This window comes from Micromonospora sp. NPDC047465 (assembly GCF_040643125.1).
In the GTDB taxonomy this organism is placed as follows: domain Bacteria; phylum Actinomycetota; class Actinomycetes; order Mycobacteriales; family Micromonosporaceae; genus Micromonospora.
On record NZ_JBEYTP010000033.1, the window covers coordinates 15,058 to 40,244 of the forward strand.

The following is a 25,187-nucleotide window of genomic DNA, read 5'->3' on the forward strand; positions in this document are numbered from 1 at the left end:
CGCCCACCCTCGGCCGTGCGGCGGGCGGCTCAGCCGAGGCGCACCTGCGCCGGCCGTTCGGGCCGGGGGGCGCCGTCGAGCGTGGTGACGGCCGGGGCGACGGGCCGGGCCGGCATGACGGGGGCGTCCCGGCCGGTGCCCCCGCGGCCGTTCCCGTCGCGCGTCGACTCCTCGTGGTAGTCCTGCTCCACGTTGACCGACCAGACGTCGTGGCGGGTCCCGCAGGCGATGTTCTCGGCGGTCAGCATCGCCGTGAGCATCGAGTGGTCCTGGTTGTTGTAGCGGTGCATGCCGTTGCGCCCGACCGGGTGCACGTTCGGCACCTCCCGCGCCAGCCAGTCCCGGATCACGCCCACGTTGCGCTGGTAACGCTCGTCGTAGACCGGGTATGCCTTCGGCATCCGCACCACGTACCCGGCCTCGACGACGCCCGGCCGGACCAGGCCGAGCCGCTCCAGCTCGGCCGTCGCGGCGGCGACCAGCTCGGCGTCCGGCGTACGCCAGGTCTCGTCGTCCTCGAAGACGAAGTACTCCAGCCCCAGGCAGGTGCGGCCGTCCTTGACCAGGTACGGCGACCACGACCCGAAGTTCTGGATCCGGCCGACCTTGACCGCCGGGTCGTGCACGTAGATCCAGTTGTCCGGGAACGAGAACTCCTCGGGCACCACGAGCGCGACGGTCAGGAAGTCCCGGTACCGCAGGTCGGCCGCGGCGGCCAGCACCTCCGGCGGGGCGGCCGGGCGCAGCGCGGCCACCAGCTCCGAGATCGGCATCGAGGAGACGACGTGCTCCGCCGGCTCGGTCCGCTGCCCACCCACGCCGTTGACGGTGACCGCCACCGCCCGGCGGTGCGTCGGGTCGCGGTGCACGGCGGTCACCCAGCTGCCGGTCTCCACCCGGCCGCCGCGCCGGCGGACCTCCTCGGCGCAGCGTTCCCACATCATCCCGGGGCCGAGCTTCGGATACTGGAACTCCTCGATCAGGCTGGTCACGTCCTTGCGGTTGCGCCGGGGCAGCACGGCGTTGCGCACCGCCTTGGCCAGCGACAGGTTCTTGATCCGCTGCGCGGCCCAGTCGGCCTGCAACCGGTCGGCCGGCATCCCCCAGACCTTCTCGGTGTACGTCTTGAAGAACATCGAGTACAGCCGCCAACCGAACCGGGCCGAGACCCAGCCCTCGAAGTGCGACTGGTCCTTCGGCGGGCGCAGCCGGGCGCGGGCGTACGAGCCCATGCACAGCGCCGCCTCCCGGACGCCCAGGTTGCGCAGGGCGTTCGCGGCGTTCAGCGGGTAGTCGAACAGCGCGCCCCGGTAGTAGATCCGGCTCATCCTGGGCCGCAGCAGGAAGTCCTCGTCGGGCAGGATCTCGTGCCAGAACTCCTCGACCCGGGCGACCTTGGTGAAGAACCGGTGCCCGCCGATGTCGAAGCGCCACCCGTCCCGTTCGACGGTGCGGCTGATCCCGCCCACCACGTCGTCGGACTCGAACACCCGGACCGGGGCGCCCCGCCGGAGCAGTTCGTACGCCGCGGTCAGCCCCGCCGGTCCCGCGCCGATGACCACCGTGCCGCGCTGTTCGTCCATGCCGTGCCGCTCCCTGCTTCCGCCTGCCGGAGGCGGCCCGCTTACCCGGCATCGGCCCGGACTCACCCCGGATCCGGATGCCGGTTCCCCCGCCCGACGAGCCGGCCGGGCGGGGGACCCGCTCCGAGCGCACCGCCGGGCGGCCGGACCGGCGCGCCGCGTACACGTGTCAAGCGCCCCGGAACGGGGATGTGGCACCGTTCTGGCGGCCGGATCGGGAGACGCGGTGATGGACAGGTGGCGGGCCGTCGCGGACGCGCGGCGGCGGGCCGGGCGCCTGCCCGCCCGGCTCGCCCGGCGTGGCCACGACCTGCGGCGCGCCGCCGACCGGGTGCCGGCGCCGTGGCTGTTCGTCGTCGGCGTCTTCCTCGGCACCAAGATCGTGCTCAGCCTCGTCGGGTTGCTCGCGTTGAGCGCCTTCGACGACGTGCCGTGGGCGCCGCCGCCGGACGAGGCGACGATGCGCGAGCAGCAGCGGGCGGTCTCCGGGCACCGCGCGGTCTGGCTCTGGTTCGCCTGGGACTCGTTCCTCTACGACCACCTGGCCCGGGTCCCGCTCGACGAGCCGTGGCGGGACTTCGGCTTCCCGCTGCTCTATCCGTTCCTGGCCCGGCCGCTGGCCCCGCTGCTGGGCGGCAACACCGCGCTGGCGCTGCTGCTCGTCGCCAACGTCGCGTTCCTGCTGATGCTCTACTACGCCCACCGGCTGGGCGAGCGGCTGCTCGGCGACGACGCGGCGGCCCGCCGGTTCGTCCGCTACCTGGTGCTGCTGCCGGCCGCGTTCCTGTTCCAGGCGGCGCTGACCGAGTCGCTCTTCCTCTGCCTCGCGCTCGCCGCCTTTCACTACGCCGAGCGGCGGCGCTGGCTGCTCGTGGGCGTCGTGGGGTTCTTCCTGGCGCTGAGCCGCTCGGTCGGGTTCTTCGTGGTGCTCCCGCTGGCGCTGGTGCTGCTGCGGCAGCACGGCTACCGGCTGGGCCCGCGCGCGCTGGGGACGTACGTGCGCGTCGGGTGGCCGCTGGTGCTGGTGCCCGCCGGCTGGCTGACGTTCATGGCGTTCTGCCGGTGGCAGAGCGGCGACTGGTTCGCCTACAAGCACGCCCAGGAGCGGGGCTGGGGCATCTCCGTGCAGAACCCGCTGGCGGTGCTGTGGCACGGCCTGGCCGACACGCCGGCGCGGGACGCCCTGCGGGTGTGGTTCGCCGTCGTGGTGCTGGTGGTCCTGGTCGCGGGCGTCCGCCACCTCGGGCTGCCCTACCTCGCGTACGGGTTGATCATGGTCCTGGTGCCGCTGTCGATGGGGCCGCCGGTCTACAAGAGCCTGCTGCGCTACCTGCTCGCCGCGTTCCCGGTGGGCCTGGTGCTGGCCCGCTGGGCCCGGCACGCCACCGCCGACGCCTGGCTGACCGCCGCCCTCGCCCTCCTCCAGGGGGCCCTCTTCGTCGCCTGGCTCGCCTACTGGACCCACTTCATCATCTGACGGGCCCCGGTGCCGTCTTCACCTGGTGGGGCCTGGCTCTCTATGATCGGTTGAAAATTTCGCCGACTGTCAGGTCGGGATTGGCAAAAAGCTACGGGCGCGGACCCGCGCCGGGAAGGGCTGGCATGGCGCTGTCCGCGACCGTCCTCGCCGAGCTGCGCGGCATCGTCGGCCCGGCCCACGTGCACGACGCGGCCGGCGACCTCGTGGCGTACGCCCGGGACGCGACCCCGCTCTTCTCGCACCGGCCCGACGCGGTGGTGTTCCCGGCCGACACCGCCGAGGTCGCCGCCGTGCTGGCCCTGGCCACCCGGCACGGGGTGCCGGTGGTGCCGCGCGGCGCGGGCTCCAACCTGTGCGCCGCGACCGTGCCGCTGCACGGCGGGATCGTGCTGGTGCTGACCCGGCTGAACGCGATCCTGGAGGTCAGCGCCGACGAGCTGCTGGCCCGGGTGCAGCCCGGCGTGACCAGCGCCGCGCTGGCCGACGCCGCCGCGGCGCGCGGCCTGCTCTGGGCGCCCGACCCGGGCAGCCGCACCGTCGCCACCGTCGGCGGCACCATCGCCACCTGCGCCGGCGGGCTGCGCGGGCTGAAGTACGGGGTGACCCGCAACTACGTGCTGGGCCTGGAGGCGGTGCTGCCCACCGGCGAGGTGATCCGCACCGGCGGTCGGCTGTGGAAGGACGTCGCCGGCTACGACCTGACCCGGCTGCTCACCGGCTCCGAGGGCACCCTCGCGGTGATCACCGAGGCGACGGTGGCGTTGCTGCCCGCGCCCGCGTCGAGCAACACCGGGGTCGCCTACTTCCCGACGCTCGCCGAGGCGGGGGAGGCCGTCGCCCGGGTGATCCGGGCCGGCGTGGTGCCGGCGACGCTGGAGTTCCTCGACCGGGCCTGCATCACGGCGGTGGAGGACTTCGCCCACCTGGGGCTGCGCGCCGACGCGGGAGCGCTGCTCCTCTTCGGCGACGACGGCCCGCCGGACCTGGTCGCCACCCACCTCGACCGGATCGGCGCGGCCTGCGTCGACGCCGGCGCGGTGGAGGTCACCACCGCCCGGGAGGTCGCCCAGGCCGATGCGCTGCTGGCCGCCCGCCGCTGCGCGCTGCCGGCGCTGTCCCGCCGGGGCGGGGTGACGATCCTGGAGGACGCCACCGTGCCCCGGCCGCGTATCGCCGAGATGGTCGACCGGATCGACGCGATCGCCGTCCGGCACGACGTCGCCATCGCCACCTTCGGCCACGCCGGGGACGGCAACCTGCACCCCACCTGCGTCCTCGACTCCGCCGAGGACCACGACGCGGTACGCCGGGCCGAGGCGGCCTTCGCCGAGGTCTTCGCCGCCGCCCTCGACCTCGGCGGCACCATCACCGGCGAGCACGGGGTGGGGGCGGCGAAGCTGCCGTTCCTCGCCGCCCGGCTCGGCGACGACCAGCTCGCCCTGCTGCGCCGGATCAAGAGCGCCTTCGACCCGGCGGGCGTCCTCAACCCCGGAAAGCTGGGCTCGTGACAGGCGACGTGTTCAACCCGGAGCAGCTGTCCCGCTGCATCTCCTGCGGATTCTGCCTGCCGGCCTGCCCCACGTACGCGATGACCGGCGACGAGGCGTCGTCGCCGCGCGGGCGGATCACGCTGATGCGGGCGCTGCAGGACGGCACCCTGCCCCCGGACGACGACACGCTCGCCGAGCAGTCCTCGTTCTGCCTGGGCTGCCGCGCCTGCGAACCGGTCTGCCCCGCCGGGGTGGAGTACGGCAGCCTGCTGGAGCAGTGGCGGGTGCACCAGTGGCGCGGCCCGCGCCGGCCGCTGGTGGCCCGCGCGCTGATGCTGCTGGTCGAGCAGCGGTGGGTGCTGCGGCTGCTCGGCCTGGTCCGCCGCGCCGCCCACGGCCCGGCCGTCGCCCCGTCGGCCGAGCCCGGCCCGGCCGCCGCCCCGTCGGCTGAGCCCGGTGCTGCCGGGCGGCCCGACGCGCGGCTCATGCTGGGCTGCGTCGAGCGGGGCCTGTTCCCGGCGGTCAGCCGGGCCGCCCGGGCGCTCGACCCGGGGCTGGCCGTCCCCACCGCGCAGGGCTGCTGCGGCGCGCTGCACGCGCACAACGGCGACCTGGCCGGCGGCGAGCGGCTGGCCGAGCGCCTCGGCGAGGACCTGCCGGGCACGATCGTCACCACCTCCGGCGGCTGCGCGGCGCACCTCGCCTCCGTGCTCGGCCGGGACCGGGTGCGCGAGCTGTCCACCTGGCTCGCCGAACGGCCCGCCGGCGCGGAGCTGCGGGTGGCCGGCCGGCGCGCCCGGGTCGCCCTGCAGGACTCCTGCCACCTGCGCAACGGCCTCGGCGTCTTCGCCGAGCCGCGGGCGCTGCTGCGCCAGGTCGCCGACTACGTGGAGCTGCCCTCGGCGGCCACCTGCTGCGGCGCCGCCGGCACGTACTCGCTGCTGCGGCCGAAGGAGTCGCGGCGGATCCTGGACGCGAAGCTCGACGAGATCGAGGCCGCCGGGGTGGACCTGGTGGTGGCGGTCAACCCGGGCTGCCTGCGGCAGCTGCGCACCGGGCTGCGCCGGCGCCGGTCCCCCGTCCGGGCCGTGCACCTGGCCGAGCTGCTCACCCGCGTCGAGCCGGCGTCCCGACCGGTCTGAGCGGGTCGGGACGCCGGCTCGCGGCCTCACTCGGTGCGGATGCCGTCCGGCCGGGTCAGCCGCCACAGGGCCGGCAGGCTGAGCCCGGTTACCAGCAGCACCACCGCCGCGCCCAGCCCGGTGGAGATGCCCAGCGCCGGCCAGGCGACCGTGACCGGCTCCCGCACCATGCGCAGCAGCACCGCGCCGAGACCCAGCCCGAAGACCACCGCCAGGACGAGCCCGATCACCACCGGCACGGCGGTCTGCCACAGCACCGACCAGCTCAGCGTGCCGCGCCGGGTGCCGACCGCGACCAGCATCGCCAGCAGCCGGCGGCGCTCCCGTAGCTGCTCCAGCACGCCGACCAGCATGCTGGCCCCGATCAGCAGCAGGGTGACCGCCGCGCCGACGTAGAGGCCGCGCCGGATGTTGACGAACTGGGTGGCCTGCGTGGTCCCGGTCAGGGTGAGCACCGAGGCGAACGGGTCGACGCCGGCGGCGACGTTGCGGACGTGCTCCAGCGCGTCCGGCCGGTCGGGCGCGAGCCGCAGGTACGCGTCCGCGCGCAACGGGCCCAGCCGGGCGGCGTCGACCGCACCGGGGGTGGCCAGCACGCTGGTCTGCGCGTGGCCGGCGGGGCCGGGACGGATCGGCGCCTCCCGGGCGTCCCGGGGGATCTGCCAGGCCGACCCGTCGACGTCCGGCACCGTGACGGTGGTGCCCGGCCGGATCTCCGCCTGCGGCGCCGTGGCGTCGCGGACCAGGAAGACGTCGCCGTCGGCGCACCCGTCGAGCCGGGCGAACTCGGCCAGCGCGGCGCAGTCGCCGATCCGCAGGTCGACCAACGTGCCGCCCCCGGCGGCTCCGACGACGCTCCGCAGGGTGGCGTTGCTGGCGGTCACGCCGGGCGCGGCGGCCAGCCGGCCCAGCGCCGCGGCGGCGTCGGGGCGGGCGGGGAACTCCACCTGCGCCTGGGCCCGCGAGGTGTCCTGCCCGGTGGCGACGGTGAACCGGTCGGAGACGCCGGCGAAGAGCATCTGCAGCCCGATGGTGCCCGCCACGGCGACCGCGATGCCGTTGACCAGGCGTGCCGAGGCGGCGCTGTCGAGCTGGATGCGCCGCACCGCGAGCTGCCACGGCACGGGACCGCCGCGCAGCCGGCGTACCAGCAGGTCCGTCAGCCAGGGCAGCAGGGTGACCACGCCGATCAGCAGCAGCACCGCGCCGGCCGCCGTCTGCTGCTCGGCGCCCAGCGGGGCGACACCGGCGGCGCCGGCCAGCAGCAGCCCGAGCCCGGCGGCCGGCAGCAGCAGCCGCCACGCCAGCCGGCGGCGCACCGGCGTCGCGCGCCGGGTCACCCCGAGCGGCTCGACGAGCACCGTGCGCATGGACACCAGGGTCACCACGACGGCGAGCGCCGGCACCGCCACCACCACGGCGGCGACCAGCGGCAGCGGCGGGCGCACGTCCGCGGCGTACACGCTGAGGTCCATCAGGGTGACCAGCGGCGCCACCTGGCGGCCGAGCGCGAAGAGCGCGCCGCCGACCGCGACGCCGAGCAGCGCGGCGCTCGCGGCCTCCCCGGCGGCGATCCGCCGGACCATCGCGGCGTCCGCGCCCACCAGCCGCAGCGCGGCCAGCCGCCGGTCGCGGCGTTCGCTGCCGAACCGCACCGCCGCGCCGAGGAAGACGGCGATGGGCAGCAGCAGGACGACGAAGATGACGACCACCAGCACCATCAGCACCGGGGCGAAGCCCTCGCCGGGCAGCCCGCCGCCGAACGCGTCCAGCCGGGTCGCGCCGTCGTCCGCGCTCAGCCGGTCGCTGCCCAGGTAGAAGGCCAGCTCCTGGGGGCCGGCCAGGCCCTCGTCGCCGATGGTCCCGGTGACCCGGGCCCCGCCCAGCCGGGGTGCGAACAGTGCGCCGTCGGCGGAGTCGAGCAGGTCGCGCAGCGCGGGGGAGACCACGACCTCGCCCGCGCGGGGCAGCGTCGCCACGCCCGGCGGCGTCGGTGCGGCCGGCCCCTCGGCCTGCAGCATCCGGCCCCGCACGGGCCGCTCCCGGAACGCGGTGTCGACCTGCCGGAGCAGCAGCGTGTTCGCGGCGGCCGCGATCTGCCCGCCCATCCGCAGGTCGTCGCGGGCGTCGCCGCGCGCCTCGCGGGCGTCCAGCGCGCCGGGCACCGAGGCGGCGAGCAGCAGCATGGCCACCCCGACCCCCACGCCGACCGCCGTCAGCACCGCGCGCAGCCAGCCGTCGCGGCCGCCGGTCAGCACCATGCGGGCGCCCATGGCCAGGTCGGCCGCGCCGTGGCGCAGCCGCGTCACGCCACGACCTCCAGGTCGCGGGTGCGGCCGTCGCGCACCACCACCTCCCGGTCGGAGTACGCGGCGACCCGCGCCTCGTGCGTCACCAGCACCACCGCCGCGCCGGTCTCCCGGGCGGCGGCGGTGAGCAGCCGCATCACCCGCTCGCCGTTGAGCGAGTCCAGCGCGCCGGTCGGCTCGTCGGCGAAGACCACCCGGGGGCGGGTGACCAGCGCCCGGGCGACCGCCACCCGCTGCCCCTGCCCGCCCGAGACCTCGCCGGGCCGCTTGCCGGCCACCTCGGCGACCTCCAGGCGGTCCAGCCACTCGGCGGCCCGGCGCTCCGCCTCGCGGCGGCCGACCCGGTCCAGCCGCAGCGGCAGCGCCACGTTCTCCAGGCAGGTCAGTTCCGGCACGAGCTGGCCGAACTGGAAGACGAAGCCGAACGACTCCCGGCGCAGCGCGCTGCGCTCGGCGTCGGTGAGGGTCGCGAGGTCACGGCCGGCGAAGAGCACCTGGCCGGAGTCGGGCCGGACGATGCCGGCGAGGCAGTGCAGCAGGGTGGACTTGCCGGAGCCCGACGAGCCCATCACGGCGAGCACCTCGCCCTCGTGGACGCGCAGGCTGGCGCCGGCGAGCGCCCGGGTGGGGCCGAACGAGCGGTGCAGGTCCTCGGCGACCAGCAGCGGCGCGGTCACGACCGGACCGCCGCGGCGAGGTCGTCGAGACGGGCGGCGGTCAGCTCCAGCCAGCGCAGGTCGGCCTCCAGGTGGAACAGGGCGTGGTCGCAGATCAGCTGCTCGGCGAGGTCGCCGTCGCGCTTGCGGCGGGTCAGTTCGCGCATCATCCGCAGGTGCTCGCCGCGCTGCACGTCGAGCAGGTCGGCGGCGGAGCGGCCGGTCAGCAGGGCCAGCACCACCTTGGTGTAGAGGATGCTCTGCAGGTACGGCTCGGGCTTCTCCGCCCGGGCCAGCCACTGCCCGACATCGGTGACGCCGGCTTCGGTGATCGCGTACCGCTTGCGCTCCGGACCCTCGCCGGGCTCGACCGCCTCCACCTCCACCAGCCCGCTGCGCAGCAGGCGGGAGAGGGTGGCGTAGACCTGCCCGTACGCGAGCGGGCGGGCGTGGCCGAAGCGCTCGTCGTAGAGGCGTTTGATGTCGTAGCCGTGGCGGGGGGTGGCCTCCAGCAGGCCGAGGAAGGTCTGTCCGATCGACATGGCGGGGACTATACACACCATGTATACGTGGTGTGTATACCGGTAGGGTGTGGCGGTATCCGTCGCATGGGAGGTCATGTGTTCGCCCTGTCCCTGACCGAGGACGTCGAGATGCGTCCCCTCGAGCCCTGGCGGGCCGAGGAGTTCCTCGCCCACCTGGACCGGGCCCGTGAGCACATCGCGCCCTGGGTGTCGCCGGCGTTCGTGGCCACCGACCTCGACTCCGCCCGGGCCGTGCTCCAGCGTCACGCCGACCGGTGGGCGCGCGGCGCGGGCGGCATCTGGGGCCTCTGGCGGCAGGGCACCCTGGTCGGCGGGGTCCTGTTCGTCTCGCTCGACACGGCGACGGGCGTCTGCGAGGCGGGCTGCTGGCTGGAGCCCGCCGCCGAGGGCCACGGGCTGGTCAGCCGGGCGGTGGAGCGGATCGTCGACTGGGCCGTCGAGGAGCGGGGCATCCACCGGGTCGAGTGGCGCACCAACGCCCGCAACGCCCGCAGCATCGCCACCGCCAAGCGGCTGGGCATGCGCCACGACGGGACGCTGCGCGAGGTCTACCCCGGCCCGGACGGGCGGATCGACCTTCAGGTGTGGTCGGTGCTGGCGCCCGAGTGGCGGGCCCGCCGGTCAGACGTGGGCGAGCACCGCGTCGAGTGAACGGGGCACCCGGTCCGGCTCCAGCGCGCGCACCAGCAGCTTGGCGTACGCGCTCTTGCGGCCGGACCGGGTGCCGAGGAACCGGCGCAACTGCGCCTCGACGGCGCGCCCCTGCTGGGCCGGCTGCCGCTGGAACAGCTGGAACGTGCGCAGCTCACCCTCGGCGGCGATGACCTCCCGCACCCCGGCCACGCCGACCGCGCGGATCAGCTCGTCCTCCAGGTCGGCCACGCAGGCGTGGAACCCCAGGGCCGCCAGGTCGGACCGGGACAGGCCGGCACCGAGGCCGCACCGTTCCAGCCCCCGCCGGAAGAAGCCCTCCTCGGCGTCGTCGTAGAGGCCCGCCAGCCGCAGCCGGCGCCCGGACGGGCCGAACAGGTCGAGGAAGTGGCCGATGTTCGTCGCGCCGCCCATCGACACCACCCGTACGCCGTCGGCGTCGAGGTCCCGGCCCCGCCTGGCGGCGAGCGTCTCCAGCGCGACCCGGTCGCTCCTGCCCTCGACGAGCACCACGGCCCGCACGTCGATCCCGGCCGTCAGCTCGTGGACGCTCCGCACGGTCGCCACCCCGTCTCCTGGTACGTCGCCCGCCGGGTCGCACGGTCCGGCGTGCCCCGGCCCGGATCAGTCAGGGGATCGTGGCCCGGCGTGCCCGGCGATGCAAGCGAGTTGCGGCGGGACTGGGTCGGCGGCGCGTACGGCGACGCGCCGTCGAGCCGGGGTCAGCGCCGACCCTCGCGGCGCCTCAGCGTGCGCTCGTAGTCCTGGAACCGCGCCTTGGCGATGACCGAGCGGTCCGCCGTGCGGAGCACCAGCCCCTCGGACCGGCCGGCCGGCCCGTCCAGGGCCACCGTGGTCCGCGGCAGGTGGTCGACGAGGAACGTGTGGGTTTTGTCGATCTCGCGGGGCAGGTCCCCGGCGGCGACGGTGGCGAGGCGGGGCACGGTCGCCAGGCCCAGCGCGTCGGCCCGTGCGACGAGGTCGGCCTCGCCGAGGAAGCGCTGGCCGCCGCCGTCGCGCCAGGCCGAGATCCGCTGGGCCGGCCAGGAGAGCATCGGCGCGGGGTCCTCCAGCACCGCCACGTCGAACAGCCGGTGCCCGACCTGCCGGCTGGCCGTGTAGTGCCGGGAGGCGGCGGTGACCTTGCCGCCGTACACCTCGAGGTAGAAGACGGTGACCCGGTCGTCGGCCGCCGCGCCGGTCAGCCGCTCGGCCACGTCGCGCAGCGCGTCGACGATGCCGAGCGCCGGGTTGCCGATCAGGTCGCCCCGCGCGTACAGCAGCTCCTCCCGGCTGCCGATCAGGTACGCGCCGTCGGGCAGCACGACGATCCGGGCGTTCGTCCCGTCGATCTTCTCGGTGAGGGTGACCGGCCCGGTGAACTCGACGCACTCCGCCAGCAGCCCGCCGTCGCGGGGGTCGAGGGCGTGGTACGTCGGGATCGACGGGTACTTGGTCAGCGAGTTGATCGCCCGCAGGTCGACCGTCCGGACGTCGAGGCTGGACACGGCTTCCTCCTGGGTGGCAGCTCCGCCGCACCGGCTGCGGCGCGGCGCTGGGCGAGCAGCGTATCCGCCCGCGACGGGGCGCCTCGTGGCAATTTTTGGCCCGCCGTGTCCACCCTGGACCGTCGACGGGCGGAAATGTCGTACCCGGCGGCGACCATCCATCCATGGCTGTCCCCGCTCTCACCCCGCACACCGACCAGCCGCGTTCGGTGCCGCTGCGCGAGGCGCGCACCCGGTTCACCCAACTCGTCGCGCTGGCCGAGCTGACCGACGCCGTCACCGTCGTCACCCGCGACGGCGATCCCCGACCGGTCGCGGCGATCGTGCCGGCCGCCGCCGCCCGCACGGCCGCCCAGGCCCGCGCCGACGCGGACCGCCTCGCCGCCGTGACCGCCGGCTGGGCCCGCCGGCTCGACGAGGCGCACCGGCGCAGCAGCCGGCGGCACTCCGCCGAGCTGCGCGCGGTCACCGCCGCCCTCGCCGAGGCGTGGGCCGAGCTCGACCGCCGCGTCCGGCCGGGCAGCGACCCCGACCTCGCCCGGCTGCGCGCCGCCCACGCGGACCTGCTGGCCGCCGACCTCGCGCCCTGACGGCGGCGATCCCGTGCCCTGACGGCGCCGCGACACGTCGGCGGCGTCAGACGGCCGGGTACGCGTGGGTCTCCGCCGCCTTGACGGCGGCCCAGACCGGCTGCCCGGGAGCCAGCCGGAGCTGGGCGGCGGCGGCCGGGGTGACGTCCGCCGCCACCTCGACCGGCCCGTCGAGCCGCACCCGCAGGTTGTCTCCGTGCCGCTGCACCCCGACCACCGTCGCCGCCCAGGTGTTGCGCGGGCTGCCTTCCGGCCGGGCCGGGTGCAGGGCCACCGCCGACGGCCGGAAGGCGACGAACGCGTCCCCGTCGATCCGGTCGGCGACGGTGAGGGTCAGCCCGTCGGCGACCCGGACGCGGTGCCCGTCGGCGCGGCCCCGGTGCAGGTTCAGCCCGACCAGCCGGGCCACGTAGTCGGTGCGGGGCCGCGCGGTGACCGTCGCGGCGTCCCCCTCCTGCACCACCCGCCCCTCCTCGACGATCACCAGCCGGTCGGCCAGCACCAGCGCGTCCAGCGGATCGTGGGTCACCAGCAGCGTGGCCCCCGGGTGCGCGGTGAGGTGCCGGTGCAGCTCGGCCCGGGTGTCCAGTTTGGTGCGCGCGTCGAGCGCGGCGAGCGGCTCGTCCAGCAGCAGCAGCGCCGGCGCGACGGCGAGCGCGCGGGCCAGCGCCACCCGCTGTGCCTGCCCGCCCGAGAGCTGCCGGGGCCGGCGGTGGGCGTGCTCGGCCAGGCCGACCCGGTCCAGCCAGGTGCGGGCGGTCTCCCGGGCGGCGCGCCGGTCGGCGCCGTGCCGCCGCGGCCCGAACGCCACGTTGTCCAGGGCCGTGAGATGCGGGAAGAGCAGGTAGTCCTGGAACACCACGCCGACCGGTCGGCGCTCCGTCGGCGTCCAGGCGCGCCGCGCCGGCCGGTCCAGGTCGACGCCGTCGAGGGTGAGGTGGCCGGTGGTCAGCGGGAGCAGGCCCGCGAGGGCCCGCAGCGCGGTGGTCTTGCCCGCGCCGTTGGGGCCGAGCAGCGCGACGACCTCGCCGGCGGCGACCCGCAGGGGCACGTCGAGGCGGAATCCGCCCCGGTCCACGACGAGGTGGGCGTCGAGCAGGGGCGCGCTCACGGGCTGGTGATCCAGCGGTCGCGCAGCCCGGCCAGGATGGCCACCGAGACGGTGAGCAGGACGAGGCTGAGCACCACGGCGGCCTGCACGTCCGTCTCCAGCGCCAGGTAGACCGCCAGCGGCATGGTCTGCGTCCGGCCGGGATAGTTGCCCGCGAAGGTGATGGTGGCGCCGAACTCGCCGAGCGCCCGGGCCCAGCACAGCACCGCCCCGGCCGCCAGGCCGGGGGCCACCAGGGGCAGGGTGACGTGGGTGAACGTCGTCCACCGGCCGGCGCCGAGGGTCGCCGCCGCCTCCTCGTACCGGCGGTCCGCGCCGCGCAGCGCGCCCTCGACGGCGATGACGAGGAACGGCATCGCGACGAACGCCTCGGCCAGTACGACGCCGGTGGTGGTGAACGGCAGGGTGATCCCGAAGGTCGCGTCGAGCCAGCCGCCGAGCAGGCCCCGCCGGCCGAAGACCAGCAGCAGCGCCACCCCGCCGACCACGGGGGGCAGCACCAGCGGCACGGTGACGAGGGCGCGTACCAGGCGGCGGCCGGGGAACTCGACGCGGGCCAACAGCCACGCCAGCGGCACCCCGAGCAGCAGGCAGAGCAGGGTGGCGAGGGTGGCGGTCAGCAGGGACAGCCGCAGCGCGGTGAGCACGCCCGGCTCGGTGAGCCGCTGCGGCAGGGTGGCCCACGGCGTACGGGCCAGCAGCCCGACCAGCGGCAGGACGAGGAACGCCAGGCCGAGTACGGCCGGCAGTAGCAGCGCGACCGGCACCCCGGCGTCCCGCCGTCGCCGCACGCCGTCGGTACGCCTCACGGCGCCTGGAAGCCGGCCTCGGTGAGCACCGTCCGCCCCCGCTCCGAGCGGACGTACGCGACGAAGGCCCGCCCGCCGTCCCGGTTGGGTGCGTCCCGCAGCGCCACGATCGGGTAGTCGTTGACGGCGCGGGCGGACTCGGGGAACTCGACGGCGGTCACGTCGGCCGCGGCGGCCAGCGCGTCCGTGCGGTAGACGAGGGCCGCGTCGACCTCGCCGAGGCGCACCTTCGACAGCGCGCCCCGGACGTCCTGCTCGAGGGTGACCGGGGTGAGGCTGACCGAGGCGGCGTCGAGCGCCGTGCGCGCCGCCGCGCCGCAGGGCACCTGCTCGGCGCAGAGCGCGACGGTCAGCCCGGGGCGGGTTAGGTCGGCCAACCCGGTCACGCCGCGCGGGTTGCCCTTCGGCACGGCGACGACGAGCTGGTTGCGGGCGAAGATGGCGGGGTCGCCGTCGGCGTTGCCGGCCTCGGTGACCGTGGTCATGTTCCGCGTCGCCGCCGCGGCAAACACGTCGGCCGGCGCGCCCTGGTTGATCTGGGCGGCCAGCGCCGAGCTGCCGGCGAAGTTGAAGACCACGGTGGTGCCCGGGTGGGCCGCCTCGAAGTCCCGGCCGAGCCGGGTGAAGGACTCGGTCAGCGAGGCCGCGGCGAACACCGTCACCGTGCCGCCGACGCCCGTGCCGCCGGCCGGCCCGTCGGCGGCCGAGCCCCCGCCGCCGCAGCCCGCCAGGCCCGCGAGGGCGAGGACCGCCGCCACCGTACGCAGCCAGCGCCGGCCCGGGCGTCCGGGCCGTGGCCGGGGCGTCGCCGTCATGACGTCTGCCTCCCTCTGCTGCTGGCCGGGGTGGTGGCCCGTTCCACCACCACCGTGGTCGACTTGATCACCGCGACGGCCAGCGAGCCGACCCGCAGGTCCAGCTCGTCGACGGCCTCCCGGCTCATCAGCGAGACGATCCGGAACGGCCCGGCCTGGATGTCGACCTGCGCCATGACGGTGTCCTTCACGACGTTGACCACGATGCCGCGCAGCCGGTTGCGGGCCGACGAGGAGTCCGACCGCTCGTCGGGGTCGGCCGCCTGCCCGCGCGCGAACGCGGCGAGGTCGACCCCGTTGATCACCCGGTGCCCGTGCTCGTCGCGGCCGGCGGCGAGCCGGCCGGCGTCCACCCACCGGCGCACGGTGTCGGCGCTGACCCCGAGCAACTCGGCCGCCTCGCCGATGCGGAACGTCGTCACCGGCCCATCCTAGCCATCCGGCAGATGCGATGAGTTAGCCCCCTCCGCCATCGCGATTGCCGCCTCCTGGGGCGGCTGGCACTGGCGTTCGCGGGCGGCGGCACGCGTCACCCGGGGTGTCGACACGGGCGGTGCCGGTCGCCTTCCGTACTGTCGCGGCGGTGCGGCATGGACCACAATGGAGGGCTCGCGTGGGCGGCGACCGGGAGGCCGAGTTGGGTCAGGACAAGGAGACCGGCGGCGACTCGCCGGGGCTGCCGGCCGGGGCGACGGCGTCCGGTGGAGTGTCGCGGTCCCGGCAGGTGCGCCTGGCGGCGCTGCTGCTCCTGCTGGTGGTGGTCGCGGTCGCCGCGGTGCGGGTGATCGTCGCCAGCGGCCCGCCCACCTGGGACGAGCTGCGCGAGCGGGCCGGGCTGACCAACCGCGACAGGCTGCTCATCGGGGTGAAGGACGACCAGCCCGGGGTGGCGCAGAAACTGGAGAACGGCGCGTTCGAGGGCTTCGACATCGACATCGCCTACATGATCGCCGAGGACCTGGGCTTCGACGCGCCGGAGGTGACGCTGCTGCCGATCGAGAGCGAGGACCGGGCCCGGCGGCAGGCCCGCGACACCAACGGCAGCTTCGTCACGGTCGACCTGGTCATCGCCTCCTACAGCATCACGGAGGAGCGCCGGGACCAGGGCGTCGTCTTCTCCTTCCCCTACCTGGAGACAGAGCAGTCGGTGCTGACGCGGGCGTCCGACCGCCGGCAGGTCGCCAGCCTGCGGGACCTCGACAAGGCGAAGGTCTGCACGTTGGGGACGTCCACGTCGGAGCAGCGCCTGCGCGAGGCGGGCGCGAACCCGATCGGTCGCAACCGGATCAGCCAGTGCGTCCAGGCGCTCTACGACGGCGAGGTCGACGCCGTCACCACCGACGCGGCGATCCTGGCCGGCTTCGTGGGCCCGCGTCCGCCCGGCGAGCTGCCGCCGGCGACGAAGCTGCTGCGGCGTACGGAGCTGCGGCACTGGGACATCGGCGCGGACGCGGCGGAGAAGTGGGGGGTGAACACGGGGCCCAACCCGGCGATGCGGGACCTCGTCAACCTCTCCCTCTACCAGTCCGCGAAGGGCCCGGACGGCGACCGGTGGAAGGCGGCGTTCGACCGCTATCTGGCCTCGGAGCAGCAGTACAGCAACCCGCAGCAGGTGGCGGTCGGCCGGCAGCCGGAGCCCGAGGAGAAGGTGGAGGTGCGGCAGTGGCCGTGGGAGAGATGGGCGCTGCCGTCTCCGAGCCGGCCGCCGTCGGGCGTCCGGACCGCCGCCCCGGCACGAAGCAGGCGCAACAGGCGCAGCAGTGGCTGCTGACGCTGCTGCCCGCGTTCCCGGTGCTGCTGCTCGTGCTGCGGCTGTGGCGGCTCAGCCGGCAGGACATGCCGACGATGCTGCTGCTGGTGCAGTACGTCAGCCCGCTCGGGCTGCTCAGCGCCCTGCTGATCGCGCTGGTGTGGGCGTTCCCGCTCGTCGTGCTGGTGCTGGCCGCCCTCGGCCGGCTGCTCCAGGTCAGCGCGCCTGACCGGTTCGACCCCGAACGCTCGCTGCTCGCCTACGGCACCGTGCGTACCCCCGGCTGGGTCCTGGTGGCGGCGATCGCGCTGGCGGCCCTCACCTGGCAGTTGCGGTTCCTGCCGCTGCTGCTGATGCTCGCCCTCTGGCTGCTGGCGCTGAGGACCCGGCTGCGCCACCCGGACCGGCCCCGCCGGCTCCTGGTCACCGGCCTGGTGCTGCCCGTCGTCGCGGGGGCCGCGAGCTACGCCTGCCTGGCGCCGGCCGTCGTGGCCGCCGGCCGGCACGGGGAGCTGGCCACGGCCCTGCTGCTGGTCGTGCCGCCGCTGGGGGCGGCGGTGCTCACCGGCCCGGTGCCGCGCCCGGTCGCCCCGGCGCTGACCCGCACCCTGGCGTACGCGGTGGCGGCGGTGGTGCCGCTGGTGATGGGGGTGGTCTTTCTCCGGGTCCCGCTGCTGCCCGCCGTCGCCGTGGAGGTCGGCGCCGAGCCGGGCCCGGCCCGGGAGGTGGTACGCGGCCAGGCGGTCACCGTCACCGACCGGATGACGATCGTGCTCGACGGGCGGGGCGAGGTGCGCTTCCTGCCCAACGACCTGGTACGCGGCCAGCGGCTCTGCCCCGACCCCGGGCGGATCCCGGTCAGCCGGGTCGACGTGTACGGCTGGCACGTGGAGGAGACGGCGCTGGACTGGATGATCCCCCGGCAGCCGGTGGGCCGGCCGGATCCGCGCTGCCTCGGCCGCCTGCCGGCCCCCGGTCCCGCCGCCCCGCCCGCGCCGCCCTCGCCGGGCCCCCGCTGACGCAGTCGGCCGACGCGGGCCGCGCGTCCGTGGCCGGTCCGTCGAGCGGCGGGCGGAACGGCGTCCCGTCCCGCCCGCGGCCGCGACCGGGCGGGTCAGCAGTTGCGCAGCTCGGGGGACTGGTTGAGCAGCTGGCCCCGGGCGGAGACGAACCGCCGGTACGCGTCGGAGTCGACGGCCGCCGGGCGGAACGCGGCGACCCGGTGGCAGTTCTGGAACGCGAGCTTCACCTGGAAGTGCCGCTCCAGCCCGGCCCGGATGGCGTCGCTGGCGAGCGCCCGCAGCAGTTGGCCGCGCTCGGCGTCGGTGGGCGGCGGGATCACGTTGTCGGCGTGGTCCGTGCCGGTGGACTCCAGCTCGGCGACCACCCGGCTGACGGTCTGCCAGGCGTACGGCAGCGAGTCGCGGACGCAGGCGATGAACTCGGTGTCGTCGACGGGGCCGCGTTCGGCGGCGTCGAGCAGGGCGGGGGAGACGGTGAGAGACATGCTTCTCCTCGGGCTCAGTGATAATGACTACGATTGCCATTACCGACTTGCGTCGAGCAGACCACGGGCGGCGACGCCCCGTCAAGCACCGACAGGCGCGCCGTGGCGACGCAGCGTGACGCGACGCCACCGCAGGCGGTGAACCAGGAAAGAGGTGGTGGCGGCGGTCAGCCCCGCCGGGCGGTGCGGCCCTTGAGGCGGCGGCCCAGCTCGCGGGCGATCTCCCGGTCGGCGTCCCGCGCGGCCAGCGCCTGCCGCTTGTCGTACGACTTCCGGCCCTTGGCCAGGGCGAGTTCGACCTTCGCCCAGCCGCCCGCGAAGTACATCGACAGCGGCACCAGGGTCAGCCCGCCCTCGCGGGTCTTCTCCAGGATCCGGGCGATCTCCACCCGGCGCAGCAGCAGCTTGCGGGTCCGTCGGGGCGCGTGGTTGGTCCAGCTGCCGAAGCCGTACTCGGCGATGTGCAGGCCGTGCAGCATGAGCTCGCCGTCGTGTTCCTGGGCGAACGCGTCGACCAGCGACGCCCGGCCCTCGCGCAGCGACTTGACCTCCGTGCCGGCCAGCACGATGCCCGCCTCGTAGGTCTTCAGGATCGTGTAGTCGTGCCGCGCCTTCTTGTTCGAGGCGATCAGCGTGCGCTCGGTCTGCCGGCCCGCGTTCACCCGGTGGAGGATATCCGCCCGGCGCCCCGGGCGACGGGCCTGGTGTCCCGTCTCAGAGCCGGCGCGCCTCCCCGGCCAGGCCGGCGAGCAGGCGGGCGACCGCGGGCGGGTGGTGCCGCCCGGCGGCGGTGGCCGCGTACACCCGGCGGGCCGGCGCGTCGTCGGCGTGCAGGCGCAGCAGGGCCAGGTCGGCCGGGGCGGCCCGGACCGCCAACGCCGGCACCAGCGCGACCCCGAGACCGGCCGCCACGCAGCCCAGCTTGCCGGTCCAGTCGGCGGCGACGATGTCCACCCGGGGCCGGAAGCCGGCCGGCATGGTGGCGCGCATCAACGGGTCCTCGCCGCCGGGCGACCCGGCGACGAACGAGTCGTCGGCCAGCTCCGCCAGGCGTACCGTGCGGCGCCGGGCCAGCCGGTGCTGCCGGGCGACCGCGACCAGCAGGCGCTCGTCGAGCAGATGGTGCAGGTCGAAGCGCCCGGGGTCCAGCGGGCGGTCGGGCGGCGCGCTCACCACGGCGACGTCGGCGTCGCCGGCGAGCAGCCGCTCCAGCAGGTCCGGCGTCCGCCCCTCCACCACCGACAGGGCCACCCGCGGGTGCGCCTCCCGGAATCCGGCCAGCGCGCGCGGCACGAGGGCCGCCATCGCGGTCGGGAACGCGCCCACCCGCAGCCGGCCGCCACCCAGCCCGCGCAGCGCGTCGAGGTCCCGGTGCGCGGTGGCCAGCCGCTCCAGCACCGCGTCGGCGTGCGGCAGCAGGCACCGCCCCGGCTCGGTCAGCGCGACGCCGCGCGGAAGGCGGTCGAACAGCACCACCCCGAGTTCGGCCTCCAGCGCGGCGACCTGCCGGGAGACCGCCGACTGTGTGTAGCGCAGCTCGCGGGCGGCGGCCGTGATCGAGCCGTGCCGGGCCACCGTCCGGAACACCTCCAGGGCCAGCGGTTGCATCCCGCGAGCGTACGCGGACCCATGCGCCACCCGCATGGCGGCCATCGGAAAGATTCGTTGGTCGCATGGCAGCGCGCTGTCTACGGTTTCCCGCATGACGAAGATCGCCGTACTCGGCACCGGGCGGATGGGGGCGTCGATCGCCCTGCGCCTGCTCGACGCCGGCCACCAGGTGACGGTGTGGAACCGCACCGCCGCCCGCGCCGCCCCGCTCGGGCAGGCCGGCGCGGACGTGGCCCTGACTCCGGCCCGGGCCGCCCGCGACGCCGAGGTCGCCATCACGACGCTCACCGACGCCGCCGCCGCCGAGGCGGTGCTGTTCGGGCCGGGCGGGGCCGCCCCGGCACTGCCACCGGGCGCCTGCCTCGTCGAGATGTCCACCATCGGCCCGGCCGCCGTCCACGCTCTGGCGGCGCGGCTGCCCGCCACCGTCGACCTCGTCGACGCCCCGGTGGGCGGGAGCGTGGCCGCCGCCCGCGCCGGCCGGCTGCGGGTGCTCGCCGGCGGCACCGACGCCGCCGTCGCCCGGGTCGCCCCCGTCCTGTCGGCGCTCGGCGCCGTACGCCACTGCGGCGGCACCGGCAGCGGGGCCGCGCTGAAGCTCGTGCTCAACACGGCGCTGCTCGTGGCCCTCGGCGGGCTGGCCGACACCCTCGCGGTCGCCCGCGCCGTCGGCGTCGACCCGGCCGCCGCCCTCGACGCGCTGGCCGGTGGTCCGCTCGGCGGCGTGCTCGGGCGGGCCGCCGCCCGCGACGCCGACTTCCCGGTCGCCCTCGCCGGCAAGGACCTCGACCTGGCCCGCGCCGCGCTCGGCGCCACCGCAGCCCCGCTGGTCCGGGCGACCCGCACCGTGCTCGACGCCGCCCCCGACCCGACCACCGACATCGCCACCCTCGTCAGCCTGGAGCGCTCGTGAACCTCACCCTCGACAACCCGCCGGCCGTCGCCGCGCCGTTCGGCGACCGGTTCGCCCACGTGGCCCGCCTCGACCTGCCCGGCGGCGCCCTGCTGGTGCTCGCCGGCCAGGTCGCCGTCGACGACGCCGGCCACCTGGTCGGGCCGGGCGACATCGTCGCGCAGTCCGAACGGATCTTCGAGATCGTCGGCGGCGTGCTGTCGGCCCACGGCGCGGGACTGGCGGACGTGCTGCACATCCGGACGTTCATGACCGACCTCGGCGACCTGCCCGGGTACGCCTCGGTCCGGCGCCGGCTCTTCACCGCCACGCCCCCGCCCGCCAGCACGACGGTGGAGGTGAACCGCCTCTTCCTGCCCGGCGCGCTGATCGAGGTGGAGATCACGGCCGCCGTCACCGGCCCGGGCGCCGCGGCCTGATCCGTGCCGGCCCGGTCACATCCGACGGTGGCCGGGCCGGCGTGCGTGGTCGCGGGCACCCTGGCCGACCGTAGGGGCGGGGCGTCGCCGGACCGGCCGGGCGACGGCGCGGGCCGCCCGCGACACGCCGTTAGCACGCTCGTTCGACACGCCCACCACGTGGAGACATCGCACGATCGCAGCCAGTAGTCTCGGGCGGTCCTCGCCGGTCGGACGCGTCACGGCCACCCCGCCCGGCGGGGGCGTCCGGTCAGCCCCGCCGCCCGAGGAGCGTCCGTGGAGTCGATGACCCGCCAGCGCCAGCCGTCCGGGGAGGACGACCACCCCGACGACGCCTCCGCCACCGCGCTGCTGCCGGAGCTGGAGGACGCGGACTGGATGCACCACGCGCGGGAGCTCGCCCACACCAGCTTCTGGGCGGTCGCCCGCCGACTGCCCCGGCTGGTCCGGGAGGCGGTCGCGCTGGCCTGGGCCACCAGCCGCCGGGACACCGTCGCCTCGATCGGCCTGAACGTCGCCGCCGGGGTGATGACCACCGACGTCGGCGGCGAGGCGCGCCGGAGACCGACCAGCGGCCAGGGTGGCTCCGGTGTTGACTTCCAGCGCACTCGAATTCCTAACGTGGCCCGGACGCCCGGCGGACCCACGCCGGGTGCGGCGACACGAGGAGCACGAGCATGCGTTACCGCGTCCTGGGCGGCACCGGCATCGAGGTGAGCGTCCACGCCCTCGGCACGATGATGCTCGGCGCGGTCGGCAACCCCGACCACGACGACTGCGTCCGGATCATCCACGCCGCCCTCGACCGCGGCGTCAACCTGGTCGACACCGCCGACATGTACTCGGCCGGCGAGAGCGAACGCATCGTCGGCCGGGCGCTGCGGGGCCGCCGGGACGACGTCGTGCTCGCCACCAAGGTGCACTTCCCGATGGGGGAGGGGCGCAACCGGGGCGGCAACTCCCGACGCTGGATCCTGCGGGCCGTCGAGGACAGCCTCCGCCGGCTCGACACCGACTGGATCGACCTCTACCAGGTGCACCGCCCCGACCACACCACCGACACCGAGGAGACCCTCGGCGTCCTGAGCGACCTCGTCCGGGCCGGCACGATCCGGGCGTTCGGCTGCTCCACCTTCCCGGCCGAGGAGATCGTCGAGGCGCAGCACGTCGCCGAGCGGCGCGGCCTCGGCCGGTTCCGCACCGAGCAGCCGCCGTACTCGATCCTGGCCCGGGGAATCGAGGCCGACGTGCTCCCGGTCTGCCAGCGGTACGGCATGGGGGTGCTCGTCTGGAGCCCGCTCGCCTCGGGCTTCCTGTCCGGCCGCTACCGCCACGGCCGTCCCGTCGACCTGGCCGCCGGGCGACCCGCGCTCACCCCGGCCCGGTTCGACCCGTCGATCCCCGGCAACGCCGCCAAGTACCAGGCGGTCGAGCGGCTGGTCGAGCTGGCCGGGGACGTCGGCTGCTCGCTGCCGGAGCTGTCCGTGGCGTTCACCGTGGCCCACCCCGGGGTCACCTCGACGATCCTCGGGCCGCGGACGATGGAGCAGCTCGACGGCCTGCTCGCCGGCGCCGCGCTGATCCTCGACGACGCCACGCTCGACCGGATCGACGAGATCGTCCCACCCGGCACCGACCTGTACGCCCCGGACGGCGTCTGGCGCCCGCCGGCGCTCACCGACCCGGCCCGCCGTCGCCGCCCGACCGCCGACCGGCCCGCCGCCTGACCGCCGGCCCGGCTGTGCGGTCGGCTGACCGGGGCGTGCGGCAGACCGACGGCCTCGAGCGGTGGGATGCGGCGACCTGACGGCGCCGACCGGTGGCGTGCGGCGGCCCGACGGACTCGACCGCTGGCGTGCGGCGGCCTGCCCGCCTAATCGCCTGGCGCGGATCATGCGCCGGGAGGCAGACTTCGGGGGTGGATCATCGGGCGATGGTGGGGCTGAGCAAGCGGATGTCCCTGGCGTTGCGGCACCAGCCCGCCCGGTTCGGCCTCGTGCCCGACGGAGCCGGCTGGGTGCCGGTCGACGACCTGCTCACCGCGCTGCGGGTCGACCGCGTCGACCTCGACGCCGTCGTCGCCGGCAACGACAAGCAGCGTTTCGCCGTCGAACGCGGCCCCGACGGTGTCGAGCGGATCCGGGCCAACCAGGGGCACTCCATCCCGGTCGACCTGGGGCTCACGCCGTGTCCGCCGCCGGCGCGGCTCTACCACGGCACCAGCAGCGTCGCCCTCGACTCCATCCGGGCGACCGGCCTGCACCGGGGCGGCCGGCACCACGTCCACCTGTCACCGGACGTGGTGACCGCCCGGCAGGTGGGCGCCCGCCGGCGGGGAGGCGTGGTGGTCCTGACGGTGGACGCGGCGGGGATGGCCCGCGACGGGCACGCCTTCTACCGCAGCGCCAACGGGGTCTGGCTCACCGACGCGGTGCCCGCCCGCTACCTCGCGGTCTGACCGGCCACGCCCGAGCCCGACCGAACCGGCGCCGGACGATACGGGCCCGGTCAGGCCGCGCGTCGGTGCCGGCCCGGATCAGGTGACGCGGTGCCCGCCCGGGGGGCAGGCCGCGCGGTGCCGGCCCGGGTCAGGCCGCCCGCTGCGCGAGGAAGTCGGCGAGCACCCGGGTGTGGGTGGAGAAGGCCAACTCCGTCGGCTCGGTGAGCACCAGCCACTCGGTGGCCTCCTCGGTGGGTGCCGAGGGCGGCAGCGCGTCGGCCCGCTGCTCGGGCAGTTCCCCGAAGACCATCATCGTGCCGCCGGCCGGGGCGCTGTGCACCGCGAAGATGCGGGCGTCGGCGGCGTCGGCGCGCAGGCCGGTCTCCTCCCACAGCTCCCGGACCAGGGCCTCCTGCCACTCCTCGCCGTACTCGATGAAGCCGCCCGGCAGCGCGAGCAGGCCGCGCGCCGGCTCGATGTCCCGGCGGACGACGACCACGCCGAGGCCCGCGTCCGTGCGGACCGGCAGCACCGCCACCGCGACGGGCAGCGGGTTGCGCCAGACGGTCTCGCCGCAGGCCGCGCAGACCCGCGGCCACCCGGCCGCCGCCGGGTAGGCCACGCCGCAGAAGGAGCAGTGGGAGTACGCGGCGGCCGTCATGGCGCAGCACGTTACCCGCCCCGCCCCGGAGCCGCCCGGCAGCGGTCCCGCGGTCACGAACCGCCCGCGCGGAGGGCGTCGCGGGCGTCCATCAGGGCGAAGCCGAGCAGGTTCGCGCCCTGCCATGCCTGCGGATCCTCCGCGCGCGGATCGTCGGCGGCCAGCCCGATGCCCCAGACGCGGTCCACCGGGCTGGCCTCCACGAGCACCCGCTCGCCGGTGGCCAGCAGGAACGCCCGCAGGTCGTCGTGCTGGCCGAACTTGGCGACGCTGCCCGCCACCACGATGTCGTAGCGCCGGGCCGCCCAGGTCGCCTCGTCGAAACCGCGCACGCGGCGGCCGAGCGACTTGGCGCGGTGCGGGTGCCCGGCCGCCAGGACCTGGGCGGCGACGTCCGCGTCGCCGAACAGCCTCGCCTTGTGCCACATCATCCAGTGCTCGGCGGTGGCATACGTCCGGCCGCCGTCGCGGAACGGGGCCGGCCACCACTGGCTCAGGCAGCCCGGCCCGACGCCGCCGTCGCGGCGCGGCCGGTGGCCCCAGAAGCGCAGGTAGCGGACCCTCTCGCCGGCCTGCGTGGCGGCGACGAGGGTGGCGACGGATCGCGGCGACATGCCGGAGAGTCTGCCCGACGGCTCCGACAGGACGCCGCACGTTTCTCCGGCGGCGGCGGCCTCAGCGGTCGCCGTCGTCGTCGGGCGCGTCGCCGGGCCGCCCGCGTAGCCGCCGTTCGCGCATGCCTCGGGCGAGCTCGGTCGCGAGGGCCTGCAGGGGCGGCGTCCAGAACCGACGGAAGTGGTCGAGCCACTGGTCGACCTCCCGCAGGGGCCGGGGGTCGACGGCGTAGAGCCGTCGGGTCCCCTCCGCGCGCACGGTGGCGAAGCCGTTGTCCCGCAACACCTTGAGGTGCTGCGAGACGGCGGGCTGGGAGATCCCGAACTCGCGCCGGATCACGTCGCACAGCCCACCGGCGGTCATCTCACCATCGGTGAGCAGTTCGAGGATGCGGCGCCGCACCGGGTCGCCGAGCACATCGAAGGCGTGCACCGGTCATTTATATCAACTTCAACTTAATTAGGCGAGACCTGATGAACGTGGGTCGGTGTCGGAGACACGACGCAGGTCGTACGCCCGTGCCGCCCTGACCGCGACCAACCGCGACACCCCGCGCCGGCGGTCGTCGCCCCTGACATCGCC

Annotated in this window: 28 protein-coding genes; 12 read left to right on the forward strand and 16 right to left on the reverse strand. The window is 75.9% G+C overall.

All coding sequences use genetic code 11. From position 1 onward, the window contains the following. Nucleotides 1–29 precede the first annotated feature (29 nt). Complete coding sequence (locus ABZ793_RS25300; RefSeq protein ID WP_357461688.1) at nucleotides 30–1,583, reverse strand: NAD(P)/FAD-dependent oxidoreductase; 1,554 nt, start codon at nucleotides 1,581–1,583, stop codon at nucleotides 30–32. Nucleotides 1,584–1,812: 229 nt separating this feature from the next. Here ABZ793_RS25300 and ABZ793_RS25305 point away from each other — a divergent pair, with 229 nt between their 5' ends. The 3 genes from ABZ793_RS25305 to ABZ793_RS25315 all read left to right on the forward strand — a co-directional run bounded on the left by ABZ793_RS25305 (nucleotide 1,813) and on the right by ABZ793_RS25315 (nucleotide 5,695). Then, nucleotides 1,813–3,060: a hypothetical protein gene (locus ABZ793_RS25305; protein WP_357461690.1), complete on the forward strand. Its 1,248-nt coding sequence runs from the start codon at nucleotides 1,813–1,815 to the stop codon at nucleotides 3,058–3,060. A gap of 125 nt (nucleotides 3,061–3,185) precedes the next feature. Beyond that, on the forward strand, nucleotides 3,186–4,571 hold the full coding sequence (locus ABZ793_RS25310) for an FAD-linked oxidase C-terminal domain-containing protein (RefSeq protein ID WP_357461692.1): 1,386 nt from the start codon (nucleotides 3,186–3,188) through the stop codon (nucleotides 4,569–4,571). Continuing rightward, nucleotides 4,568–5,695 (forward strand): (Fe-S)-binding protein, encoded by a 1,128-nt coding sequence (locus tag ABZ793_RS25315; protein ID WP_357461694.1) that lies wholly within the window; start codon nucleotides 4,568–4,570, stop codon nucleotides 5,693–5,695. Before ABZ793_RS25310 ends, ABZ793_RS25315 begins: the two co-directional genes overlap by 4 nt. A 26-nt stretch (nucleotides 5,696–5,721) precedes the next feature. On the opposite strand, the gene ABZ793_RS25320 is transcribed toward ABZ793_RS25315, so the two are convergent. From ABZ793_RS25320 to ABZ793_RS25330, 3 genes are read right to left on the reverse strand one after another with little or no spacing between them, the layout of a single operon-like run. Continuing rightward, nucleotides 5,722–8,004 carry an ABC transporter permease gene (locus ABZ793_RS25320; protein WP_357461696.1) on the reverse strand — a complete coding sequence of 761 codons (2,283 nt, stop codon included), beginning with the start codon at nucleotides 8,002–8,004 and terminating at the stop codon, nucleotides 5,722–5,724. Continuing rightward, nucleotides 8,001–8,681: an ABC transporter ATP-binding protein gene (locus ABZ793_RS25325; RefSeq protein ID WP_357461698.1), complete on the reverse strand. Its 681-nt coding sequence runs from the start codon at nucleotides 8,679–8,681 to the stop codon at nucleotides 8,001–8,003. Before ABZ793_RS25325 ends, ABZ793_RS25320 begins: the two co-directional genes overlap by 4 nt. Further along, nucleotides 8,678–9,202: a PadR family transcriptional regulator gene (locus ABZ793_RS25330; RefSeq protein ID WP_350707260.1), complete on the reverse strand. Its 525-nt coding sequence runs from the start codon at nucleotides 9,200–9,202 to the stop codon at nucleotides 8,678–8,680. The genes ABZ793_RS25325 and ABZ793_RS25330 overlap by 4 nt, the downstream gene beginning before the upstream one ends. Before the next feature lie 78 nt (nucleotides 9,203–9,280). Here ABZ793_RS25330 and ABZ793_RS25335 point away from each other — a divergent pair, with 78 nt between their 5' ends. Next, complete coding sequence (locus ABZ793_RS25335) at nucleotides 9,281–9,856, forward strand: GNAT family protein (RefSeq protein ID WP_357461700.1); 576 nt, start codon at nucleotides 9,281–9,283, stop codon at nucleotides 9,854–9,856. Here ABZ793_RS25335 and ABZ793_RS25340 read toward each other — a convergent pair. After that, nucleotides 9,827–10,423, reverse strand: a complete 597-nt coding sequence (locus tag ABZ793_RS25340) for an ATP-dependent endonuclease (RefSeq protein ID WP_357461702.1) — start codon at nucleotides 10,421–10,423, stop codon at nucleotides 9,827–9,829. The genes ABZ793_RS25335 and ABZ793_RS25340 overlap by 30 nt on opposite strands. A gap of 155 nt (nucleotides 10,424–10,578) precedes the next feature. Next, on the reverse strand, nucleotides 10,579–11,364 hold the full coding sequence (locus ABZ793_RS25345; protein WP_357461704.1) for an RNA ligase family protein: 786 nt from the start codon (nucleotides 11,362–11,364) through the stop codon (nucleotides 10,579–10,581). Between the two features lie 164 nt (nucleotides 11,365–11,528). Here ABZ793_RS25345 and ABZ793_RS25350 point away from each other — a divergent pair, with 164 nt between their 5' ends. Next, nucleotides 11,529–11,954 carry a type II toxin-antitoxin system Phd/YefM family antitoxin gene (locus tag ABZ793_RS25350; RefSeq protein ID WP_357461706.1) on the forward strand — a complete coding sequence of 142 codons (426 nt, stop codon included), beginning with the start codon at nucleotides 11,529–11,531 and terminating at the stop codon, nucleotides 11,952–11,954. 46 nt (nucleotides 11,955–12,000) lie between these two features. Here the strand turns inward: ABZ793_RS25350 and ABZ793_RS25355 are convergent, their stop codons facing one another. From ABZ793_RS25355 to ABZ793_RS25370, 4 genes are read right to left on the reverse strand one after another with little or no spacing between them, the layout of a single operon-like run. Further along, a complete protein-coding gene (locus ABZ793_RS25355; RefSeq protein WP_357461708.1) occupies nucleotides 12,001–13,065 on the reverse strand; it encodes an ABC transporter ATP-binding protein in 1,065 nt (354 codons plus the stop codon). Continuing rightward, nucleotides 13,062–13,874, reverse strand: coding sequence for an ABC transporter permease (locus ABZ793_RS25360; protein WP_357461709.1), 813 nt, complete (start codon nucleotides 13,872–13,874; stop codon nucleotides 13,062–13,064). Before ABZ793_RS25360 ends, ABZ793_RS25355 begins: the two co-directional genes overlap by 4 nt. After that, on the reverse strand, nucleotides 13,871–14,689 hold the full coding sequence (gene modA, locus ABZ793_RS25365) for a molybdate ABC transporter substrate-binding protein (RefSeq protein WP_357461710.1): 819 nt from the start codon (nucleotides 14,687–14,689) through the stop codon (nucleotides 13,871–13,873). The genes ABZ793_RS25360 and modA overlap by 4 nt, the downstream gene beginning before the upstream one ends. After that, nucleotides 14,686–15,111, reverse strand: a complete 426-nt coding sequence (locus tag ABZ793_RS25370; protein WP_357461711.1) for a helix-turn-helix domain-containing protein — start codon at nucleotides 15,109–15,111, stop codon at nucleotides 14,686–14,688. Before ABZ793_RS25370 ends, modA begins: the two co-directional genes overlap by 4 nt. 191 nt (nucleotides 15,112–15,302) lie before the next feature. Between ABZ793_RS25370 and ABZ793_RS25375 the strand changes: the two genes are divergently transcribed. After that, the gene (locus ABZ793_RS25375; protein WP_357461712.1) at nucleotides 15,303–16,460 is read left to right on the forward strand and encodes a transporter substrate-binding domain-containing protein; all 1,158 of its coding nucleotides are present in this window, start codon (nucleotides 15,303–15,305) and stop codon (nucleotides 16,458–16,460) included. Further along, on the forward strand, nucleotides 16,352–17,458 hold the full coding sequence (locus ABZ793_RS25380) for a hypothetical protein (RefSeq protein ID WP_357461713.1): 1,107 nt from the start codon (nucleotides 16,352–16,354) through the stop codon (nucleotides 17,456–17,458). The genes ABZ793_RS25375 and ABZ793_RS25380 overlap by 109 nt, the downstream gene beginning before the upstream one ends. A 95-nt stretch (nucleotides 17,459–17,553) precedes the next feature. On the opposite strand, the gene ABZ793_RS25385 is transcribed toward ABZ793_RS25380, so the two are convergent. The 3 genes from ABZ793_RS25385 to ABZ793_RS25395 form a co-directional block, all read right to left on the reverse strand. After that, entirely contained in the window at nucleotides 17,554–17,946 is a 393-nt protein-coding gene (locus ABZ793_RS25385; RefSeq protein ID WP_357461714.1) for an SCO5389 family protein, read from the reverse strand. A gap of 167 nt (nucleotides 17,947–18,113) precedes the next feature. After that, nucleotides 18,114–18,608, reverse strand: a complete 495-nt coding sequence (gene smpB, locus ABZ793_RS25390) for an SsrA-binding protein SmpB (protein WP_350707279.1) — start codon at nucleotides 18,606–18,608, stop codon at nucleotides 18,114–18,116. A gap of 52 nt (nucleotides 18,609–18,660) precedes the next feature. Further along, nucleotides 18,661–19,554, reverse strand: a complete 894-nt coding sequence (locus tag ABZ793_RS25395) for a LysR substrate-binding domain-containing protein (protein ID WP_357461715.1) — start codon at nucleotides 19,552–19,554, stop codon at nucleotides 18,661–18,663. Between the two features lie 94 nt (nucleotides 19,555–19,648). Between ABZ793_RS25395 and ABZ793_RS25400 the strand changes: the two genes are divergently transcribed. From ABZ793_RS25400 to ABZ793_RS25420, 5 genes are all read left to right on the forward strand, one after another. After that, nucleotides 19,649–20,470 carry an NAD(P)-dependent oxidoreductase gene (locus ABZ793_RS25400; RefSeq protein WP_357461716.1) on the forward strand — a complete coding sequence of 274 codons (822 nt, stop codon included), beginning with the start codon at nucleotides 19,649–19,651 and terminating at the stop codon, nucleotides 20,468–20,470. Beyond that, complete coding sequence (locus ABZ793_RS25405) at nucleotides 20,467–20,889, forward strand: RidA family protein (protein ID WP_357461717.1); 423 nt, start codon at nucleotides 20,467–20,469, stop codon at nucleotides 20,887–20,889. Before ABZ793_RS25400 ends, ABZ793_RS25405 begins: the two co-directional genes overlap by 4 nt. Before the next feature lie 276 nt (nucleotides 20,890–21,165). Further along, complete coding sequence (locus ABZ793_RS25410) at nucleotides 21,166–21,606, forward strand: hypothetical protein (RefSeq protein ID WP_357461718.1); 441 nt, start codon at nucleotides 21,166–21,168, stop codon at nucleotides 21,604–21,606. After that, nucleotides 21,567–22,616, forward strand: coding sequence for an aldo/keto reductase (locus ABZ793_RS25415; protein WP_357461719.1), 1,050 nt, complete (start codon nucleotides 21,567–21,569; stop codon nucleotides 22,614–22,616). Before ABZ793_RS25410 ends, ABZ793_RS25415 begins: the two co-directional genes overlap by 40 nt. A 191-nt stretch (nucleotides 22,617–22,807) precedes the next feature. Further along, the gene (locus tag ABZ793_RS25420) at nucleotides 22,808–23,347 is read left to right on the forward strand and encodes an RNA 2'-phosphotransferase (RefSeq protein ID WP_357461720.1); all 540 of its coding nucleotides are present in this window, start codon (nucleotides 22,808–22,810) and stop codon (nucleotides 23,345–23,347) included. Nucleotides 23,348–23,477: 130 nt separating this feature from the next. Here the strand turns inward: ABZ793_RS25420 and ABZ793_RS25425 are convergent, their stop codons facing one another. The 3 genes from ABZ793_RS25425 to ABZ793_RS25435 all read right to left on the reverse strand — a co-directional run bounded on the left by ABZ793_RS25425 (nucleotide 23,478) and on the right by ABZ793_RS25435 (nucleotide 25,037). Then, complete coding sequence (locus ABZ793_RS25425) at nucleotides 23,478–23,990, reverse strand: NUDIX domain-containing protein (protein ID WP_357461721.1); 513 nt, start codon at nucleotides 23,988–23,990, stop codon at nucleotides 23,478–23,480. A 53-nt stretch (nucleotides 23,991–24,043) separates the two neighbouring features. Then, nucleotides 24,044–24,604 carry an NADAR family protein gene (locus ABZ793_RS25430; RefSeq protein WP_357461722.1) on the reverse strand — a complete coding sequence of 187 codons (561 nt, stop codon included), beginning with the start codon at nucleotides 24,602–24,604 and terminating at the stop codon, nucleotides 24,044–24,046. A gap of 61 nt (nucleotides 24,605–24,665) precedes the next feature. Next, nucleotides 24,666–25,037 carry a metalloregulator ArsR/SmtB family transcription factor gene (locus ABZ793_RS25435; protein WP_357461723.1) on the reverse strand — a complete coding sequence of 124 codons (372 nt, stop codon included), beginning with the start codon at nucleotides 25,035–25,037 and terminating at the stop codon, nucleotides 24,666–24,668. Nucleotides 25,038–25,187 lie beyond the last annotated feature (150 nt).

What these genes read in the sequence shown, in the direction of transcription:
- ABZ793_RS25300 (WP_357461688.1), bottom strand. Translation starts at nt 1,583, where the DNA reads ATGGACGAACAGCGCGGCACGGTGGTCATCGGCGCGGGACCGGCGGGG.
- ABZ793_RS25305 (WP_357461690.1), top strand. Translation starts at nt 1,813, where the DNA reads ATGGACAGGTGGCGGGCCGTCGCGGACGCGCGGCGGCGGGCCGGGCGC.
- ABZ793_RS25310 (WP_357461692.1), top strand. Translation starts at nt 3,186, where the DNA reads ATGGCGCTGTCCGCGACCGTCCTCGCCGAGCTGCGCGGCATCGTCGGC.
- ABZ793_RS25330 (WP_350707260.1), bottom strand. Translation starts at nt 9,202, where the DNA reads ATGTCGATCGGACAGACCTTCCTCGGCCTGCTGGAGGCCACCCCCCGC.
- ABZ793_RS25350 (WP_357461706.1), top strand. Translation starts at nt 11,529, where the DNA reads ATGGCTGTCCCCGCTCTCACCCCGCACACCGACCAGCCGCGTTCGGTG.
- modA (WP_357461710.1), bottom strand. Translation starts at nt 14,689, where the DNA reads ATGACGGCGACGCCCCGGCCACGGCCCGGACGCCCGGGCCGGCGCTGG.
- ABZ793_RS25385 (WP_357461714.1), bottom strand. Translation starts at nt 17,946, where the DNA reads ATGTCTCTCACCGTCTCCCCCGCCCTGCTCGACGCCGCCGAACGCGGC.
- ABZ793_RS25395 (WP_357461715.1), bottom strand. Translation starts at nt 19,554, where the DNA reads ATGCAACCGCTGGCCCTGGAGGTGTTCCGGACGGTGGCCCGGCACGGC.
- ABZ793_RS25400 (WP_357461716.1), top strand. Translation starts at nt 19,649, where the DNA reads ATGACGAAGATCGCCGTACTCGGCACCGGGCGGATGGGGGCGTCGATC.
- ABZ793_RS25415 (WP_357461719.1), top strand. Translation starts at nt 21,567, where the DNA reads ATGCGTTACCGCGTCCTGGGCGGCACCGGCATCGAGGTGAGCGTCCAC.
- ABZ793_RS25425 (WP_357461721.1), bottom strand. Translation starts at nt 23,990, where the DNA reads ATGACGGCCGCCGCGTACTCCCACTGCTCCTTCTGCGGCGTGGCCTAC.
- ABZ793_RS25430 (WP_357461722.1), bottom strand. Translation starts at nt 24,604, where the DNA reads ATGTCGCCGCGATCCGTCGCCACCCTCGTCGCCGCCACGCAGGCCGGC.